Here is a 15,881-nt window from a genome sequence, read left to right as displayed (position 1 = left end):
GTCTTCGCCGCCGAAGGCCAGGAGTCCTACAGCGCCACCGAGTTCAGCCAGATCGACGCCCTGCGCGCCCAGCTCGACACCGCCTTCGCCTCCGCCACCCAGCTCACCGCGAACTGACAACCCCGACAGAGCCCAGGCGTGAGGCCGGTCACCAACCACGGTGACCGGCCTCAGCCATGTGCGCCCAGGGTGGAGGCTGTGCCGGTGAACAACACTGCCGCACGGGTGTTCCGGCTCGCCGCGATCGGGGAGGCGTGCTCCTGGCTCGGCCTGCTCGTCGGGATGTTCTTCAAGTACGTCGTGGTCGAGAACGAGATCGGGGTCAAGATCTTCGGGCCGGTCCACGGTGCCATGTTCGTGGCGTACCTGGCCGCGCTGGTGTGGGTCGCCGGCAAGGAGCGCTGGGGGCTGGGGCGGATCGCCCTCGGCGCGGTGGCGTCGATCCCGCCGTTCACCACGCTGCTGTTCGAGCTATGGGTCGAGCGGGTCAGGCGCGCCCCGGCGGTCGAGCACGCCTGACCCCGCGGCGGATCTCAGGCCGGCAGCGTCCAGCGCTGGTTCTGGCCCGCGAAGCAGTCCCAGATCTGCAGCTGGGTGCCGTCGGCGGAGCTGGGCCCGGTGGCGTCCAGGCACTTGCCGAGGGCGCGCAGCGTGCCGTCCCCGGGCGCCGTCCAGCTCTGGGCCGCGCTGCCGTTGCAGTCGTACAGCTGGACCTTCGTGCCGTTGGCGGAGTTCGCGGCGGCGACGTCGAGGCACTTGCCGAGGGCGCGCAGCGTGCCGTCCGTGCCGACCGTCCAGGACTGGGCGGCGGTGCCGTTGCAGGTCCACAGCTGGATCTTCGTGCCGTTGGCGGGGTTGGCCCCGGCGACGTCGACGCACTTGGCGCCGTAGCCGGTGATCGGGCCGACCCGGGTGGACGGCGTGCCGCTGCTGGCGCCGGCCCACAGGTAGGTGCCGACCGTCTTCGCCGGCAGGGTGCTGCTGACCTGCTGGCCGCCGACGCGCAGGGTGAACGCCTGGTTGCCGCTGGTCTGGTTGACCACCACGGTGACGAGCGTGCCGTCGGGGTTGAGGAACGCGACGTTGGTGACGGTGCCGGTGCTGCCGTAGCCGGTGGCGACCCGCTTCGCGCCCGGCTTCACGAACTTCGAGAACTGGGCGACCATGTTGTAGTCGGGCAGCGCCCAGAAGGTGTCGCGGTTGCTGGTGCTCTGCACGAGCATCGTCGGATCGGGCGAGCCGGACCAGCGCTCAGGGGCCCGGTTCTGGTCGAGCATGCTGACCCAGCCCTCGTAGAGGGTGGCGTGGTTGCGGAAGTACTGCACGATCCGGTCGGCGCCCGAGGTGCCCCACACGGAGCGCTCGGTCATCAGCATGTCCTTGTCCGGGTAGGACGCCTGCACCGTGCTCATCGCGCTCGGGTCGCCCGAGTAGTCGTGGAAGGCGACGCCGTCGACCGAGGAGTACGCGTCCGAATGGGCGCTCGCGCTGCCCAGTACACCCGCCGCATAGGAGACCGACTCGGCGAAGTTGTGGTCGAAGGCCCAGATGCGGGTGCTGAGCCCGTTGCCGGTCAGCTCGGCGCGCAGCGCCTTGGCCAGCTGCCGCTCCTGGTCGGCCGAGACCAGCATGCCGGGGTAGTCCGGCGGGGAGAACAGCGGCTCGTTCTGCAGGGTGAGAGCGTGGATCGGGATGCCCTGCGCGGTGTACGCCTGCACGGCCCGCCGGTAGTAGGCGGCGAGGGTGGGGATCTGGCTGGTGACGAGGCTGCCGCCGATGATGGCGTTGTTCGTCTTCATCCAGCCGGGGGCGGACCAGGCGCTCGCGAACACCTTGATGTCGGGGTTGATGGCGAGGGCCTGCCGGACGGTGGCGATGATGCCGGAGTCGATGTCGCGCTGGATCGAGAAGCGCGACAGCGTCGGGTCGGCGGCGCCGTCGTCGTAGGTGTAGAAGTCGTGCGACGTGAAGTCGCTGGTGCCGAACGTGATGCGGATGACGTTGAAGCCGGCGCCGGTGGCCGGGTCGACCAGGGCGCGCAGGGCCCGGTCGCGGGCGGTGGCGCTCATCCTGGACAGGTTGAAGATCGTGGACTCCTCCAGGGAGGAGCCGACGCCGAGGATCGTCTGGTAGCGGGTGTTCGTGTCGACCGTGATGGTCGGGGTACCGGTGGCCGCGACGACCGGCACGTCGGCCTGCCGGGACAGCTGGTACGGCGTGCCGGCCAGGCCGGTGGCCGGGCTGGTGTACCAGTTGCCGTTCTTCGGCTCGTAACCGGCGGTGCGGGACTCGGAGCTCCAGTACACCTGCACGCTGGTGGCCGCGGCCGTGGCCGGCGCGGTCACGAAGACCGGCGACAGGGCCAGCGCGGCGGCGGCGAGGGCGGCGAGCAACGGTCTGGTTCGGGTCACAGCGGCTCCTGGCGGGGAGTGCCGTGCCCCCGCGCTGGGCACGCGGGGCCACGGGAAACTTCAGGACTCGAAATAAGTCCCTCCGGCACTCTCCGGGATAGGCAGCCAACCTGTCAATACGTTGCCTACCCGACCGACCACACCTGGAAGGTCGGGCCGTCGGCCGGGATCTCGGCCGCTCCCCCGTACAGGTTGACGGCGCCTTCGAGGCCGGCGACGCGCACCGGCGGGCCCGGCGCCCGGCGGGCCACGACCAGGATCCGCTCGTCGGGGCTCTCCCGCCAGAACGCGATCGTGTCGGCGTCGGCGTGCGCGACCCGCATCCCGCCGTGGCGCAGCGCCGGGTGGGCGCGGCGCAGGCCGAGCAGCGCCCGGTACCGCTCCAGGGTCGGCCGGTGCCAGCTGTCCTCGTCGTGCCACGGCATGGTGCGCCGGGCCTCCTCACCCCAGGCGCCGGTGAGGCCGAGCTCGTCGCCGGCGAACACCATCGGCACCCCCGGCAGGGTGGCGAGCAGCCCGGCGGCCAGCTCGACCCGGTCCGGGTCGCCCACGACGGTGCGCACGCGGGCCGTGTCGTGGGTGCCCAGCGCCGTCCACGAGTGCGTCCACGAGCGCCACGACATGCTCGCCGAGACCGCCCGCATCGACCTGACCACGGCGTCGCCACCGCGGAACGGCACGCCGCCGGGGACGCCGAGGAAGTCCGGCAGCGCCAGGTCGGCAGCGCGCAGCCAGGTCCACAGCGGGCGGGTGAACCCGGCGTAGTTCATCGTGCCCTGCCAGCCGTCCAGGTCCAGGTCGCCGCCGGCGCCGTGGGCGTGCTCGGCGACCAGCATCGCGTCCGGGCGCGTCTCGCGCACGGCCCGGGCGACGAGCCGCGACACCTCGTGGGTGAGGTCGTCGGTGCCGTGCCGGCCGGTCATGTTCGCCACGTCGACCCGCCAGCCGTCGAGGTGCTCGAGCCAGCGCTGCAGCGGGTCGACGAACGCCTTGCGCAGGCCGGTGGAGTTCCAGTTGAGCTTCGGCAGGCTCGGCACGCCCAGCCAGGAGGCGTACCCGCCGTCCGGGGAGCGGTAGTACCGGTCCTGCGCGGCCGGGTCCAGGAACCACTCGTGGCTGTCGCCGGTGTGGTTGGTGGTGATGTCGCCGATGAGCCGCATGCCGCGGGCGTGCAGCGCGCCGGCGAGCCGGGCGAGGGCCGCGTCGCCGCCCAGCAGCGGGTCGACGGCGTCGAACGTGGACGCGTCGTAGCGATGGTTGGAGCCGGCCGGGAAGAACGGCGTCAGGTACACCGTGTCGAAGCCCAGCGACTGGATGTGGTCCAGCCGGGCGGCGATGCCGTCGAGGTCACCGCCGTACACCTGCCGCCCGGTCAGCTCACCGCGCCCGACGACGGCGGCGTCCCAGCCGCACGGCACCGCCCACGCCGGCAGGGCGCGCTCGGCCCACGCCGGCGAGCGGGCGAACCGGTCGGGGAAGATCTGGTAGATGCTCGCGTCGCGGATCCAGGCCGGCGGTGCGGGGTAGGCGACCAGCCGGAAGTCCGTGCCGTCGGGGACCTCGTGGCCCGCCGTGCCGGCCGCGGTGTACCAGTGCTCGTCGACCAGGAAGCGGTACGGCGTGACCGGGTTGCGCACCGGCAGCGTGGCCCGCCACCACAGCTCGTCGCCGCGCCGTTCGGCGGTCGCCTCGCTGAAGCGCGGCTCGCCGTCCAGGACGGAGCGCACGTGGACCTGCCGGACGCCGGGCGAGGTGCGCAGGTAGACCTCGACGTCGTCGCCGGGCCGCGGCGCCTGGTCGGGCACGTGCAGCGCCGAGCCGTCGTGGTGGATCATCCCTTCACCGCCCCGGCGGTCAGGCCCGACACGATGTAGCGCTGCAGCGACTGGAAGACCAGCACGGTCGGGATCGCGGTCAGCAGCGAGCCGGCGCAGAACATGCCGAAGTTCGCGTTGCGCTGCCCGGCGATGAGGCCGTACAGGCCGACGGCGATGGTCTTGGAGTCGTCCGTGCGCAGGAACACGTTGGCGAGCAGGACCTCGTTGATGGTGCCGATGAACCCGAGCAGCGCGGTGACGGCGAGGATCGGCGCGATCAGCGGCAGCGTGATCCGGAAGAACGTCTGCGCGTGGGTGGCGCCGTCCATCACCGCCGACTCGTCCAGCTCCCGGGGCACCGTGTCCAGGAAGCCCTTCATGAGCCAGGTGTTCACGCCGAGGGCGCCGCCGAGGTACAGCAGCATCAGCCCCCACGGGGTGTCCAGCCCGAACGCGGGGTACAGGTCGCCGATCTCGGCGAAGATCAGGTAGATGGTGACGACCGCCAGGAACTGCGGGAACATCTGGATGAGCAGCAGCGCCATCAGCCCGACCCGCCGCCCGGCGAAGCGCATCCGGGAGAAGGCGTAGGCGGCCAGCACCGACAGGAACACCGCGGCGGCCGCGGCGATGCTGGCGATGACGACCGAGTTGACGTACCACCGGCCGAACGCGGTCTTGCCGAACAGGTCGGCGAAGTTCGCCAGGCTGGCCCCGGTCGGGTACAGCTCGGTGGAGCTCAGCGAGCCGACCGGGTTGAACGCGGCGGACACCACGAACACGATCGGGAAGAGCGAGAAGACCACGGCGGCGATCCCGACGGCGTGCCGCCACCCGATCCGGCGCATCCACTTGCTCATGAGTACACCTCCTCCTGCTTGCGGCTGCGGCGGAAGCCGATCAGCGACACGACCGCCACGATGGCGAAGATGTAGACCGAGATGGCCGCGGCGAAGCCGAACTGGGCGCCCGAGCCGCCGAACGCCAGCCGGTACGTGTAGGTGATGAGCAGGTCCGTGGCGCCGACCGTGGAGTCGTCGGGCGGGAACGGGCCGCCCTCGGTGGTCAGGTAGATCGCGTTGAAGTTGTTGAAGTTGAACGCGAACGAGGCGATCAGCAGCGGCGTCAGCGCGACCAGCAGCAGCGGCAGGGTGACCTGCCGGAAGCGCTGCAGCACCGACGCGCCGTCGATGGTGGCGGCCTCCGTCATCTCCTTCGGGATCGCCTGCAGCGCGCCCGTGGCGACCAGGAACATGTACGGGTACCCCATCCACAGCTGCACGAGGATCACCGCCAGGCGCGCCGTCCACGGCTGGCCGAACCAGTCGACGTCGATGCCGAAGAACCGGTTGACCAGACCGAACTGCTGGTTGAACATGTCCCGCCAGACCAGCAGCATGGCGAAGCTGGGCATCGCGTACGGCAGCACCAGCAGCACCCGGTAGAAGCTGCGGCCGCGCAGCTTGGCGTTGAGCGCCAGGGCGCAGCCGAGCCCGAGGCCGAACGTGACGAGCACCGAGCCGACCGCGAACGCGAAGTTCCACGCGAGGGTGCTCAGGAAGTGCCCGGAGACGCGGGAGTCCGTCAGCACGCGGGTGAAGTTGCTCAGCCCGACGGACACCTTCCAGCCCTGCGGGAGCCGCTCGCCGTCGGCGGCGACGAAGCTGCCGGAGTCGTTGTCGGCCTTCCACTGCTTGCCGGTGCCGCGGTCGGTGACGCAGTCGCAGGCCGCGTCGTAGAACTGGGTGGCCTGGCCGTTGTACGCGCGGGTGAGGCCGGACGCGCGGACCGCGCCCTCCCCGGTCGGCACGCTGAACGCGAGGATGTCGTCGTTGCGCAGGTTGGCCTCGCCGAGGCTCAGCAGCGTGTAGCCGTCGGCGGCGACGATCCTGCCGCCCTCGACGGTGAGCTGCGCCGGGTGCAGCCCGGTGCCGTCGCCGACGAACGTCGCGCCGGTCTTGTCGACCAGCAGGAAGACGATGGCGCCCTCCCGGGTGGCGACGGCGAGGTCGTACTCCGCGGAGCCGGGGACCTGCTTCACGGACGCGCCCTGCACGGCGGTGATCGCGTCCGCCTTGCTGCCGCGGTGCCCGTCGCCGTAGTTGGTGAACGCGGTGCTGGCCGTGTAGAGCACCGGCACCACCTGGAAGGCGAGCAGGAAGAGGATGCCCGGCACCAGGTACTTGGCGGCGATGCGCCGCGGGGTCAGGTACACGTAGAAGAGCAGTGCGGTGGTCGCGGCGAGCACCGCGAGCCAGCCCCAGGCCTGGGCGTCGACCAGCGGGAGGGCGGCCGCGATCGCCAGCGCCAGCCCGGCGCCGAGCAGGGCGATCTTGATGGTGGGGCCGGCGAGTGAGCCGCCTCCCCGCTGGATCGTCGTCGTCATCGTTACTTGTTGATCGCTTCGGTGATCGCCTTGCCGGCGGCCGCGAGGGTGGTCGGCACGTCGGCACCGCCGACGATCGCGGCCTCGGCCTTGCCGAACGGGTCCCAGACCGCGGCCATGGCCGGGATCGCGGGGAGCACGGCGCCGCCCTTACCGGCGTCCAGCCACTTCTGGATGTCGGGGTCGCTGCCCTTGACCTGGTCGAGCGCGGCGACGAGCGCCGGCGGGCGCGGGTTGGCCTGGTACAGCGCGACCTGCAGGTCGGGCTTGGTCAGGTAGTTGGTGATGAACTCGTTCGCGAGGGCCTTGCTACGGCCCTTGCTGGCGACGTAGAACGCCTGCACGCCGACGAACGGCTGGGCCGGCTTGCCGCCGGCGAACGCCGGGATCGGGGTGATGTCGTACTTGACGCCGGCCTTCTTGATGTCGGCGACGGCCCACGGGCCGGAGATGAGGAACGCGGTCTTGCCGCCGGTGAACGTGGGGATCGCGTTGTCGCCGGTGATCGAGCGGGTCAGCGCGCCGCTGCCCTTCTCGCCGAGCGCGGCGATCTTCTTGAACGCCTCGACCGACGCCGGCTTGTCCACGCCGAGGTCGGCCGGGTCGTAGTCGCCGTTCGCCTTCTGCCCGAAGAGGTAGCCGCCGGCGGAGGCGTACAGCGGGTACGCGTGGTACGCGTCGCCGTTCGCGCCGACCTGCAGCGACATGATGTTGGTGACCTTGCCGGCGGTCTTCAGCGTCTGACCGGCCTTGACCAGGTCCTCGATCGACGCGGGCGCGGTGGGCGCCAGGTCGGTGTTGCGGATGAGCGCGAGGTTCTCGATCGCGTACGGCACACCGTAGACCTGGCCGTTGAAGGTGACGGCCTTGATCGCGACCTCGGCGAACGCGGACTTCTGCGCGTCGGGCAGCTGGACCGGGTCGATCGCGCCGTTCTGGACCAGGTTGCCGATCCAGTCGTGGGCGCCGACCACGATGTCCGGGCCCTTGCCGGACTGCGAGGCGGTCACGAAGTTGGTCTGCAGGTCCTTGGAGACGGCCTGGACCTGGACGGTGACGCCGTTGTCCTTGCCGAACTTCTCGGCGAACGGCTTGAGGGCCGCGGAGCGCTGGTCGTCGGCCCAGATGGTGAGGGTGCCGCCGGCGGCCTTCGACGCCGTCGACGACGGGCTGCTCTTGTCGCCGTCGCCGCAGGCGGTGAGTGCTAACGACAGAGCCGCAAGGGTGATGACACCCGTGATGCGGATGCGCATGGGGGTTTCTCCTGTTCGGACAGGGGTGTGCCTCGTCGCCGCGGCGTCGGGCGGGCCCACGCGGGGCCGCACGGCTGGGGCCGCGGTGCAAAGGCGTGCAAGGTGTGCAGGGTGTGGTGCGCGGTCTCCTCGCGGAGCCACGTGGCAATGCCAGAGCGGGGTGTGAGGCGGACGGGTGTCGGGTCGCGATTCCAACGACACCCGTACGCCGTGGCCGAACGCTAGCAAGACCTTGCTGGGAATGAAAGACCTTGCATCGACCTTTCACAAACGGCGGTTGGATGCTCTACAGTCGCCCTATGTCCACCGAGCCACCCCGTGCCCGGCTCGCTGACATCGCCCGGCAGGCGGAGGTCAGCGAGGCGACGGTGTCCCGCGTGCTCAACAACCGCGCCGGCGTCAGCGCGGACACGCGGCAGGCCGTCCTCACCGCGCTCGACGTGCTCGGCTACGAGCGCCCCGAGCGGCTGCGCAAGCGCAGCGCGGGCCTCGTCGGGCTGGTCACGCCGGAGCTGGAGAACCCCATCTTCCCGCTCTTCGCCCAGATCATCGAGTCGGCCCTCGCGCAGCACGGTTTCACGCCGGTGCTATGCACGCAGACCCCGGGCGGCGTGACCGAGGACGAGTATGTCGAGATGCTGCTGGACCGGTCCGTCGCCGGGATCATCTTCATCTCCGGCCTGCACGCCGACACCACCGCGGACCACGACCGCTACCGCAAGCTGATCGACCGGCCCCTGCCGATCGTCATGATCACCGGCTACGTCGCGGGCCTCGACGCGCCCTGCATCTCCTGCGACGACCGGCTCGCCAGCCAGACCGCGGTCGACCACCTGGCCTCGCTCGGCCACACGCGCATCGGTCTCATCTCCGGCCCCGACCGTTACCTGCCGGTGCAGCGCAAGCTCACCGGATACCGCGCGGCGATGCAGCGCCACGGCCTCGACGAGATGGTCGAGCTGTCGCTCTTCGGCGTCGAGGGCGGCGCCGCCGCCGCGGACCGGCTCATCGCGCGCGGTGCGACCGGCCTCGTCTGCGGCTCCGACCTGATGGCGCTCGGCGCGATCCGCGCCGCGCGTGCCCGCGGCCTGTCGGTGCCCAAGGACGTCTCCGTGGTCGGCTACGACGACTCGCTGCTCATCGCCTTCACCGACCCGCCGCTGACGACCCTGCGGCAGCCGGTCCGGGCGATGTCCAACGCCGCCGTGCGCGCCCTCATCGACACCATCAACGGGCAGCCGACCCCGCACTCGGAGTTCCTGTTCAACCCCGAGCTCGTGGTCCGCGGCTCGACGGGCATCGTCGCCCGCTGACGTCTTCTTTCATCGCTCGTCATCCTCCGGCCTTCAGTGCAAGGGACCCTTCACCGTGCCTTCTTCCAACTGGTGGCGCACCGCTGCCATCTACGAGATCTACGTCCGCAGCTTCGCCGACGGCAACGGCGACGGTGAGGGCGACCTCATCGGGCTGCGGGAGCGGCTGCCGTACCTCAAGGACCTCGGCGTCGACGCGATCTGGCTGACGCCGTTCTACCGCTCCCCGATGGTCGACGGCGGCTACGACGTCGCCGACTACCGCGACGTGGACCCGATGTTCGGCACGCTCGACGACTTCGACGCGATGCTCGCCGCGGCGCACGCCCTCGACATCCGCGTCATCGTCGACATCGTGCCCAACCACACCTCGTCGCGGCACGCCTGGTTCACCGAGGCGCTCGCCGCCGGACCGGGCTCGCTGGAGCGCGACCGGTACATCTTCCGGCCGTCGTCCGAGGAGCCGCCGAACGACTGGGAGTCCGTCTTCGGCGGCCGCGCCTGGACCCGTACCGCCGACGGCGAGTGGTACCTGCACCTGTTCGACCCCGGCCAGCCGGACCTGAACTGGGACAACGCCGACGTGCGCGCCGAGTTCGAGTCGGTGCTGCGCTTCTGGCTCGACCGGGGCGTCGACGGGTTCCGCGTCGACGTCGCGCACGGCATGGTCAAGCAGGCCGGACTGCCGTCCGTCGGGCACCCGCAGCAGATCGGGCTGCTCGGCCGCAAGCCGCTGCCGTACTTCGACCAGGACGGCGTGCACGAGGTCTACCGCGCCTGGCGCAAGATCCTGGACTCCTACCCCGGCGACCGGATGGCCGTCGCCGAGGCGTGGGCGTCGACCCCGCTGCGGCTGGCCCGGTACGTCGCCCCCGACGAGCTGCACCAGGCGTTCAACTTCGACTTCCTCGCCGCGCCCTGGTCCGCCCCCGAGCTGCGCTCGACGATCGACTCCTGCGTCGAGGCCGCCGACAGCGTGGGCGCGCCGACCACGTGGGTGCTGTCCAACCACGACAAGCCCCGCCACGTGACCCGCTTCGGCTCCGCCGCCGTCGCCCGCGCCGCGGCCCTGCTCATGCTGGCCCTGCCCGGCTCGGTCTACCTGTACCAGGGCGAGGAGCTGGGCCTGCCGGAGGTGCTGGACCTGCCGGCCGACGCCCGCCAGGACCCCGTGTGGCACCGCTCCGGCGGCACCGACCCGGGCCGCGACGGCTGCCGCGTGCCGCTGCCCTGGGACGCCTCCCTGCCGGCGTACGGCTTCTCGGCGACCGGCCGCTCCTGGCTCCCCCAGCCCGACTGGGCCGGCCTGGCCGTCTCGGCGCAGCAGGGCGTGCCGTCGTCGTTCCTGGAGCTGTACCGCACGGCCCTGCACCTGCGTCGCACCTTCTCGGGCCCGCTCACGTGGCACTCCGCGCCCGCGGACGTCCTGGACTTCTCCCGCGCCGGGGTCCGCTGCGTGGTCAACCTGTCGGCCGCCGCGGTGCCCGTGCCGGCGGGCGAGGTCGTGCTGGGAAGCGTCGAGCCGGCGGACGGCCAGCTGCCCCCGAACGCGGCGGTCTGGCTGCGCGCATAGGCCGTCCCGCCGTCCCGATGCCGGCCCTCGCGGGGGGCATCGGGACGGCGCCGGCTCGCATATGCTCCGCGCCGTGCCGTTTCAGATGCCGGTGCCGGAGAGCCAGCCGGCCGACCTCTTCACCGAGCTGCGGCGGCTGACCGCCGACGCCGACCGGGGTGACTGGCCGGCCGTCGCGGCGTTCCTCGGCGGCCTGCACCGCCTCGACGACCTCGCGGTGGCGTGCGGCCAGGTGGAGGACCGCCTGAGTGACCAGCTGCTCCAGCGGGTGCCGGTCACCGACCCGTCCTGGACGCTGGCGCAGACCGTCCTCGGGGTCCGCACCGTGCGCCACGGCTGGAACATCCGCGGCACCGGCTGGGCCAGGAGCGTGACCCGGCAGCAGTGGGCCGGCTTCCACGAGTACCTCAACCGGGCCGAGCAGATCCTCATCGAGGTCACCGCGCGCGACCCGCGGCAGGGTTACGCCTGGCTGGAGCGGATGATCATCTGCCGGGGCATCTCGCTCGGCCACGACGAGGCCCGCCGGCGCTACGACCGGCTCGGCGCGCACCACCCGCACTCGTACATCGCCGGGTACCACCTCGTGCAGCAGCTGCAGCCGAAGTGGGGCGGCTCGTGGGAGAAGGTGTCCGAGTTCGGCGCCGAGCTGCTGCGCACCGCACCGGCCGGGTCGCTCGGGCCGCTGGCGGTGCTCGCCGGGCACATGGAGCGCTTCCACGCCGCCGGCTCCGACGCCGAGGGCACGGCGCTGCTGCGCGCCCCGGCCGTCGTCGCGCAGATCCACCAGGTCGCCGACCAGACCGTGCGGCACCCCGCGTTCCAGGGCGGCTACCGGTTCCACACCGCGCACGACTACCTCGCGATGCTGTTCTCCCTCATCGGCGACCACGCGGCCGCGGCGCCGCACTTCCGCGCCCTCGCCGGGCGGCGCACCCCGCTGTGGGCGTCGTACTTCGACAAGCCCGGCACAACGTACGCCAACCTCCGTGACCGCGCGCTGGCGAGAGGCTGATCCCGTGCTGCACCGCACCGACGTCGACGGCGTCCCGACGCTGCTCGCGCCGAGCTCCGGCCCGATGACCGCCGGGCTGACCTTCCGGGTCGGCCTGGTCGACGAGGGCGCCGCCCGCATCGGCATCACACACCTCGTCGAGCATCTCGCGCTGCACCGGCACGGCGTCGCCGACTACCACTACAACGGCGCCACCGGCAGCGTCGTCACCCACTTCCACATGCAGGGCAGCGAGCGCGACATCGTGACGTACCTGGAGATGGTCTGCGACTCCCTCGCCGACCTGCCGGTGCAGCGGCTGGAGACGGAGAAGGCGATCCTGCGCACCGAGGCGGCCGGGCGCGGCGGCGGCGTCAACCGGATGCTGCCGATGTGGCGGCACGGCGCCCAGCACTACGGCCTGGTCGGCTACCCCGAGTGGGGCATCGACCGGCTCGGCCCCGACGACGTGCGGGCCTGGGCGAACGCCTGGTTCACCCGCGCGAACGCGGTGCTGTGGATCTCCGGCGACCGGGTCCCGCCGGGCCTGCGGCTGCGCCTGCCGCCCGGCGTGCTCCGCCCGGTGCCGGCCGCCTCGACGGTGCTGCCGGTGACCCCGGCGTACTTCACCGGCGTCCCCGGCGGCGTCGTCTTCGACGGCGTCATGCGCCGGCACGTGGCGGGTTCGCTGTTCGCGCTGATGCTGGAGCGGGAGCTGTTCCGGTCGCTGCGGCAGGAGGGCGGCCTGTCGTACGCGGCGAGCGCCTCCTACGACCCGCGCGGCGACGGCATGGCCGTGGTCACCGCGTTCGCCGACGCGGTGCCGGAGAAGCAGGGCGCGGTCGTCGGCGGTTTCGTCGACGTCCTCGCCGGGTTCCGGGTCGGCCGGATCACCCAGGCCGAGCTCGACGCGGTCCGCACGAAACGCGACGAGGCGCTGCGCCACCCCGACGCGCCCGCCGGCCGGCTGCCGGGCCTGGCCACCGACCTGCTCACCGGCGCGCGGCTGCGCACCCTGGACGAGCTGCGCGCCCAGCTGTACGCCGTCACCCTCGCCGACGTGCACGACGCCGCGCTGCAGGTCCTCGGCTCGGGGCTGCTGCAGGTGCCGCCGGACAGCCGCGCCGACTGGGCCGGGTTCGCGGCGGCGCCGACGACGTCCACGGACGCCGTCCCCGGGCACACCTACCGGGCGGTCGACGGCTCCGGCGCCTCGCTCGTCCTCGGCGCCGACGGGGTCAGCGTCGTCGTCGGCGAGTGCCGGGCGACGGTCCGCTACCGCTCCTGCGCGGTGGTGCACGCGTGGCCGGACGGCGCGCGGCAGCTGATCGGCCTGGACGGGATCGCGGTGCTGGTCGACCCGGCGCTGTTCGGCGCGCCGGCCGACACCGCCGCCCGCATCGACCGGTCCGTCGACCCGTCGATCGTCCTGCCGATGCCGGCCCGCAACCCGGCCGACATTCCCCGCCCGTCGCCGGCACCTGCCACCGGCACGTTTCCGTCCACCGGTCCGTTTCCTGCCCCCGCCGGCGGGAGCCCGCGGACCATCACGGTGCTCCCGCCCGGTGGTGCGTTCCCGCCGGTCTGACGCGGCAGCATCGCCCCTGGATGACCGATGCGCTGCGGGCCGCCGTTGCGGGCCGCGTGCGGGTCCTCTGCACCTTTTATAGGTATATGTTCAGGCCAAGGGACTTTGTGGTTCCGCACGGCCAGGAGGCCGCGCGCATGGGTTGCGTGGTTGCGGTCCGTGCCGTGGTCGCGGTGATGTTCCCCGGCCGCCGTCCTCACATGTTCCACCGCCGTCGAGGGCATCATTCGGTAGTGCCACACCGCCGAGAGGTTCAAAACCAGGAACCATCCCACTGAGGAACGACCCCGCGGTGCGGGAACACCGCTGGGTGGGCTGTGGTCGCGGAGGACGTTGTCGCCCTACACGAATCGCTCATGCGACTCCGACCGGACTTCTGTAACAGCGGCGAACGGCGGATCCGGTGGCCGGATCCGCCGTTCGCCCTGGCGGCGGCTACTTCCAGGTGGCGTTGACGGTCTGGTTGGCGGTGCCGGTGTTCAGGGTGCGGTTGGCGCCGCTCTCCCAGGTGACGTTGCCCGAGCCGTCCTTCTTGATGAACTTGTACTCGACCGCGGTGTTGGCCGGCATGGTGACGGTGCCGGACCAGACGGGGTAGCCGGCCGAGGACAGGGCGACCGCGTTCGCCGTGTTCCAGGAGCCCAGGGCCGCGATCGAGCCGACCACGTACACGTTCTGGCCGGGGACCGTGGTGACCGTGGCGTTGAAGGTGACCGCCGGCTGGGTGGTCGTGGAGCCGTTCCAGGTGGTGGTGACGGTGCCCGTGCCGCCGGCGGGGACGGTGTAGGTGTGGTTGCTGCCCGGCTCCCAGGTGACGGCGCCGGCGGCGGTCTTGGTGATGAACTTGTACTCCACGGCGGTGTTCGCCGGCAGGGTCACCGTCCTGGTCCAGGCGGCGCCGGCGGCGGTCATCGGGAGGGCGTTGGCGGTGTTCCAGGAGCCGAGCGCCGCGACGGAGCCGATCAGGTAGACGGGGTTGCCGGTGGGGGCGCCGGTCACGGTGAAGGTGACCCCGGCCGGGGCCGGCGACGAGGTGGACGGGGTCGGTGAGGGGGTGCCGCCGGTGACCCGGGCGTTGACGTGGATGGCGACGGCGTCCTTGGCGTTCGCCCCGACGGTGGCCTGGCCGGAGCCGTTGACGGTGACCGTCGGGCCGCTGCAGGAGGAGGTCGAGGCGGTGTAGTCGCCGTGGATGACGTCGCAGTACGTGCCGGCGGGCAGGCCGGTGCTGAAGGTGCGGGCGGCGACGGACCCGCCGCCGTTGTTGATGAGGGTCCAGCCGAGCGCGCCGCGGGAGAAGGCGATCGCGTTCGCGCCGTCGCTCCACCAGTTGCCGACGGTCGAGCTGGCGCGGGTGGCGTTGTGGAAGCCGACCATGTTGCGCACGGAGCGCTGGCGGTGCTGGCACTCCCAGCCGCTGCCGCAGGTGACGGCGGTGACGTAGCCGTTGGCGTCGGCCGGTGGGGACGCGTCGTTGTTGGTGAAGCTGAAGGAGCTCATCACGTTCGGGGTGCCGTAGTTCCAGGCCAGCATGAAGACGGTGGCGAGGGTGTCGGTGCTGCCGTTCTTGTAGCTGAGTGTGGAGCCGTTGCGCTCGGTGTCGTGGTTGGACACGAAGGCGGTCGCCTTGTCCGACGGGCGCAGGCCCCAGCTGGTGCCGAACGTCTGCAGGTTGGCGATGCTGCCGGTGAACTGGCTCTTGAGGTTGGTGGCGTAGTTGAACTCGAGCACGCCGCCGGTGGACTCGTAGGCGGCCATGGACAGGTTGCCGCTGCCGCCGGGCATGACCTCCTGCGCCCAGTACACGTCGGGCTTGGTGAGCTTGCCCTTGATGGCGGCGAGGTCGGCCTGGGCCATGTGCTTGGCCGCGTCGACGCGGAACCCGTCGACGCCCACGCTGAGCAGGTCGTTGAGGTACCCGGCGATCTTCGTGCGCACGTAGTCGGTCTCGGTGGCGAGGTCGGACAGGCCGAGGAGCTGGCAGTTCCAGACCTCGGTCTGGTTGTTCCAGTCGTGGATCTGGTTGTCGGCCTGGGGGCAGGCGCCGCCGTTGTGGTGGAAGTCGTTGTACCCGTAGCCGGCACTCGGGTAGCTGTAGTTGTTCGTGAACGACGCCGGGCCGTACGCGGTCGTCGAGGTCTGGTTGGCGCCGGTCATGTGGTTGATGACGGCGTCGACGTACACCTTGACGCCGGCCGCGTGGCAGGCGTTGACCATCGACACGAACTGGGCGCGGGTGCCCATGCGGCTGTTGAGGTCGTAGGCGGCCGGCTGGTAGATGTCCCACCACGGGTGGCCGGCCACACTGATCGAGTCCTCCGGCGGGGCGACCTGCACGGCGCCGTAGCCGGCGGGGCCGAGGACGTTGGTGCACTCGGTGGCGACCGACGTCCAGGGCCACAGCCACAGGTTGGCGATGACGTCGTCGGAGGCGGCGGAGGCGTCGGCGGAGCGGTCGGCGGACAGGACCGGGTAGGCGAGCGCGCCGGCGACGGCCAGCGCGACCGCGCCGATACTGAGCAGTCTCTTCTTCACGGGGTGTCTCC

11 protein-coding genes are annotated in these 15,881 nt (G+C 71.7%); 5 read left to right on the top strand and 6 right to left on the bottom strand.

The features are described 5' to 3' along the window. Positions 1 to 204 precede the first annotated feature (204 nt). Entirely contained in the window at positions 205 to 519 is a 315-nt protein-coding gene (locus OP18_RS47985) for a DUF3817 domain-containing protein (RefSeq protein WP_033367058.1), read from the top strand. Positions 520 to 533: 14 nt separating this feature from the next. On the opposite strand, the gene OP18_RS47980 is transcribed toward OP18_RS47985, so the two are convergent. The 5 genes from OP18_RS47980 to OP18_RS47960 all read right to left on the bottom strand — a co-directional run bounded on the left by OP18_RS47980 (position 534) and on the right by OP18_RS47960 (position 7,867). Next, on the bottom strand, positions 534 to 2,411 hold the full coding sequence (locus OP18_RS47980) for a ricin-type beta-trefoil lectin domain protein (protein ID WP_211273905.1): 1,878 nt from the start codon (positions 2,409 to 2,411) through the stop codon (positions 534 to 536). Positions 2,412 to 2,536: 125 nt separating this feature from the next. After that, positions 2,537 to 4,246, bottom strand: a complete 1,710-nt coding sequence (locus tag OP18_RS47975) for a glycoside hydrolase family 13 protein (RefSeq protein ID WP_033367046.1) — start codon at positions 4,244 to 4,246, stop codon at positions 2,537 to 2,539. After that, positions 4,243 to 5,088 (bottom strand): sugar ABC transporter permease, encoded by an 846-nt coding sequence (locus tag OP18_RS47970; protein ID WP_033367045.1) that lies wholly within the window; start codon positions 5,086 to 5,088, stop codon positions 4,243 to 4,245. The genes OP18_RS47975 and OP18_RS47970 overlap by 4 nt, the downstream gene beginning before the upstream one ends. Beyond that, positions 5,085 to 6,614 carry an ABC transporter permease subunit gene (locus OP18_RS47965; RefSeq protein WP_052388466.1) on the bottom strand — a complete coding sequence of 510 codons (1,530 nt, stop codon included), beginning with the start codon at positions 6,612 to 6,614 and terminating at the stop codon, positions 5,085 to 5,087. Before OP18_RS47965 ends, OP18_RS47970 begins: the two co-directional genes overlap by 4 nt. 2 nt (positions 6,615 to 6,616) lie before the next feature. After that, a complete protein-coding gene (locus OP18_RS47960) occupies positions 6,617 to 7,867 on the bottom strand; it encodes a sugar ABC transporter substrate-binding protein (protein ID WP_033367044.1) in 1,251 nt (416 codons plus the stop codon). A 281-nt stretch (positions 7,868 to 8,148) separates the two neighbouring features. Here OP18_RS47960 and OP18_RS47955 point away from each other — a divergent pair, with 281 nt between their 5' ends. From OP18_RS47955 to OP18_RS47940, 4 genes are all read left to right on the top strand, one after another. Next, complete coding sequence (locus OP18_RS47955) at positions 8,149 to 9,180, top strand: LacI family DNA-binding transcriptional regulator (RefSeq protein ID WP_052388465.1); 1,032 nt, start codon at positions 8,149 to 8,151, stop codon at positions 9,178 to 9,180. 55 nt (positions 9,181 to 9,235) lie between these two features. Beyond that, positions 9,236 to 10,753 carry a glycoside hydrolase family 13 protein gene (locus OP18_RS47950; protein WP_033367043.1) on the top strand — a complete coding sequence of 506 codons (1,518 nt, stop codon included), beginning with the start codon at positions 9,236 to 9,238 and terminating at the stop codon, positions 10,751 to 10,753. 73 nt (positions 10,754 to 10,826) lie between these two features. After that, entirely contained in the window at positions 10,827 to 11,768 is a 942-nt protein-coding gene (locus tag OP18_RS47945) for a hypothetical protein (RefSeq protein ID WP_156090310.1), read from the top strand. A 4-nt stretch (positions 11,769 to 11,772) separates the two neighbouring features. Beyond that, positions 11,773 to 13,335 carry a M16 family metallopeptidase gene (locus tag OP18_RS47940; protein WP_052388463.1) on the top strand — a complete coding sequence of 521 codons (1,563 nt, stop codon included), beginning with the start codon at positions 11,773 to 11,775 and terminating at the stop codon, positions 13,333 to 13,335. Between the two features lie 435 nt (positions 13,336 to 13,770). Here OP18_RS47940 and OP18_RS47935 read toward each other — a convergent pair whose 3' ends face one another. Then, positions 13,771 to 15,870, bottom strand: a complete 2,100-nt coding sequence (locus OP18_RS47935; protein WP_052388462.1) for a carbohydrate-binding module family 20 domain-containing protein — start codon at positions 15,868 to 15,870, stop codon at positions 13,771 to 13,773. Positions 15,871 to 15,881 lie beyond the last annotated feature (11 nt).

This window comes from Dactylosporangium aurantiacum, assembly GCF_000716715.1.
Classification (GTDB): domain Bacteria; phylum Actinomycetota; class Actinomycetes; order Mycobacteriales; family Micromonosporaceae; genus Dactylosporangium; species Dactylosporangium aurantiacum.
This window is presented reverse-complemented; position numbering and strand designations above follow the sequence as displayed.

Excerpts from the sequence above, each read along its gene's own strand:
- OP18_RS47970 (WP_033367045.1), bottom strand. The coding sequence starts at position 5,088 with ATGAGCAAGTGGATGCGCCGGATCGGGTGGCGGCACGCCGTCGGGATC.
- OP18_RS47975 (WP_033367046.1), bottom strand. The coding sequence starts at position 4,246 with ATGATCCACCACGACGGCTCGGCGCTGCACGTGCCCGACCAGGCGCCG.
- OP18_RS47955 (WP_052388465.1), top strand. The coding sequence starts at position 8,149 with ATGCTCTACAGTCGCCCTATGTCCACCGAGCCACCCCGTGCCCGGCTC.
- OP18_RS47965 (WP_052388466.1), bottom strand. The coding sequence starts at position 6,614 with ATGACGACGACGATCCAGCGGGGAGGCGGCTCACTCGCCGGCCCCACC.
- OP18_RS47960 (WP_033367044.1), bottom strand. The coding sequence starts at position 7,867 with ATGCGCATCCGCATCACGGGTGTCATCACCCTTGCGGCTCTGTCGTTA.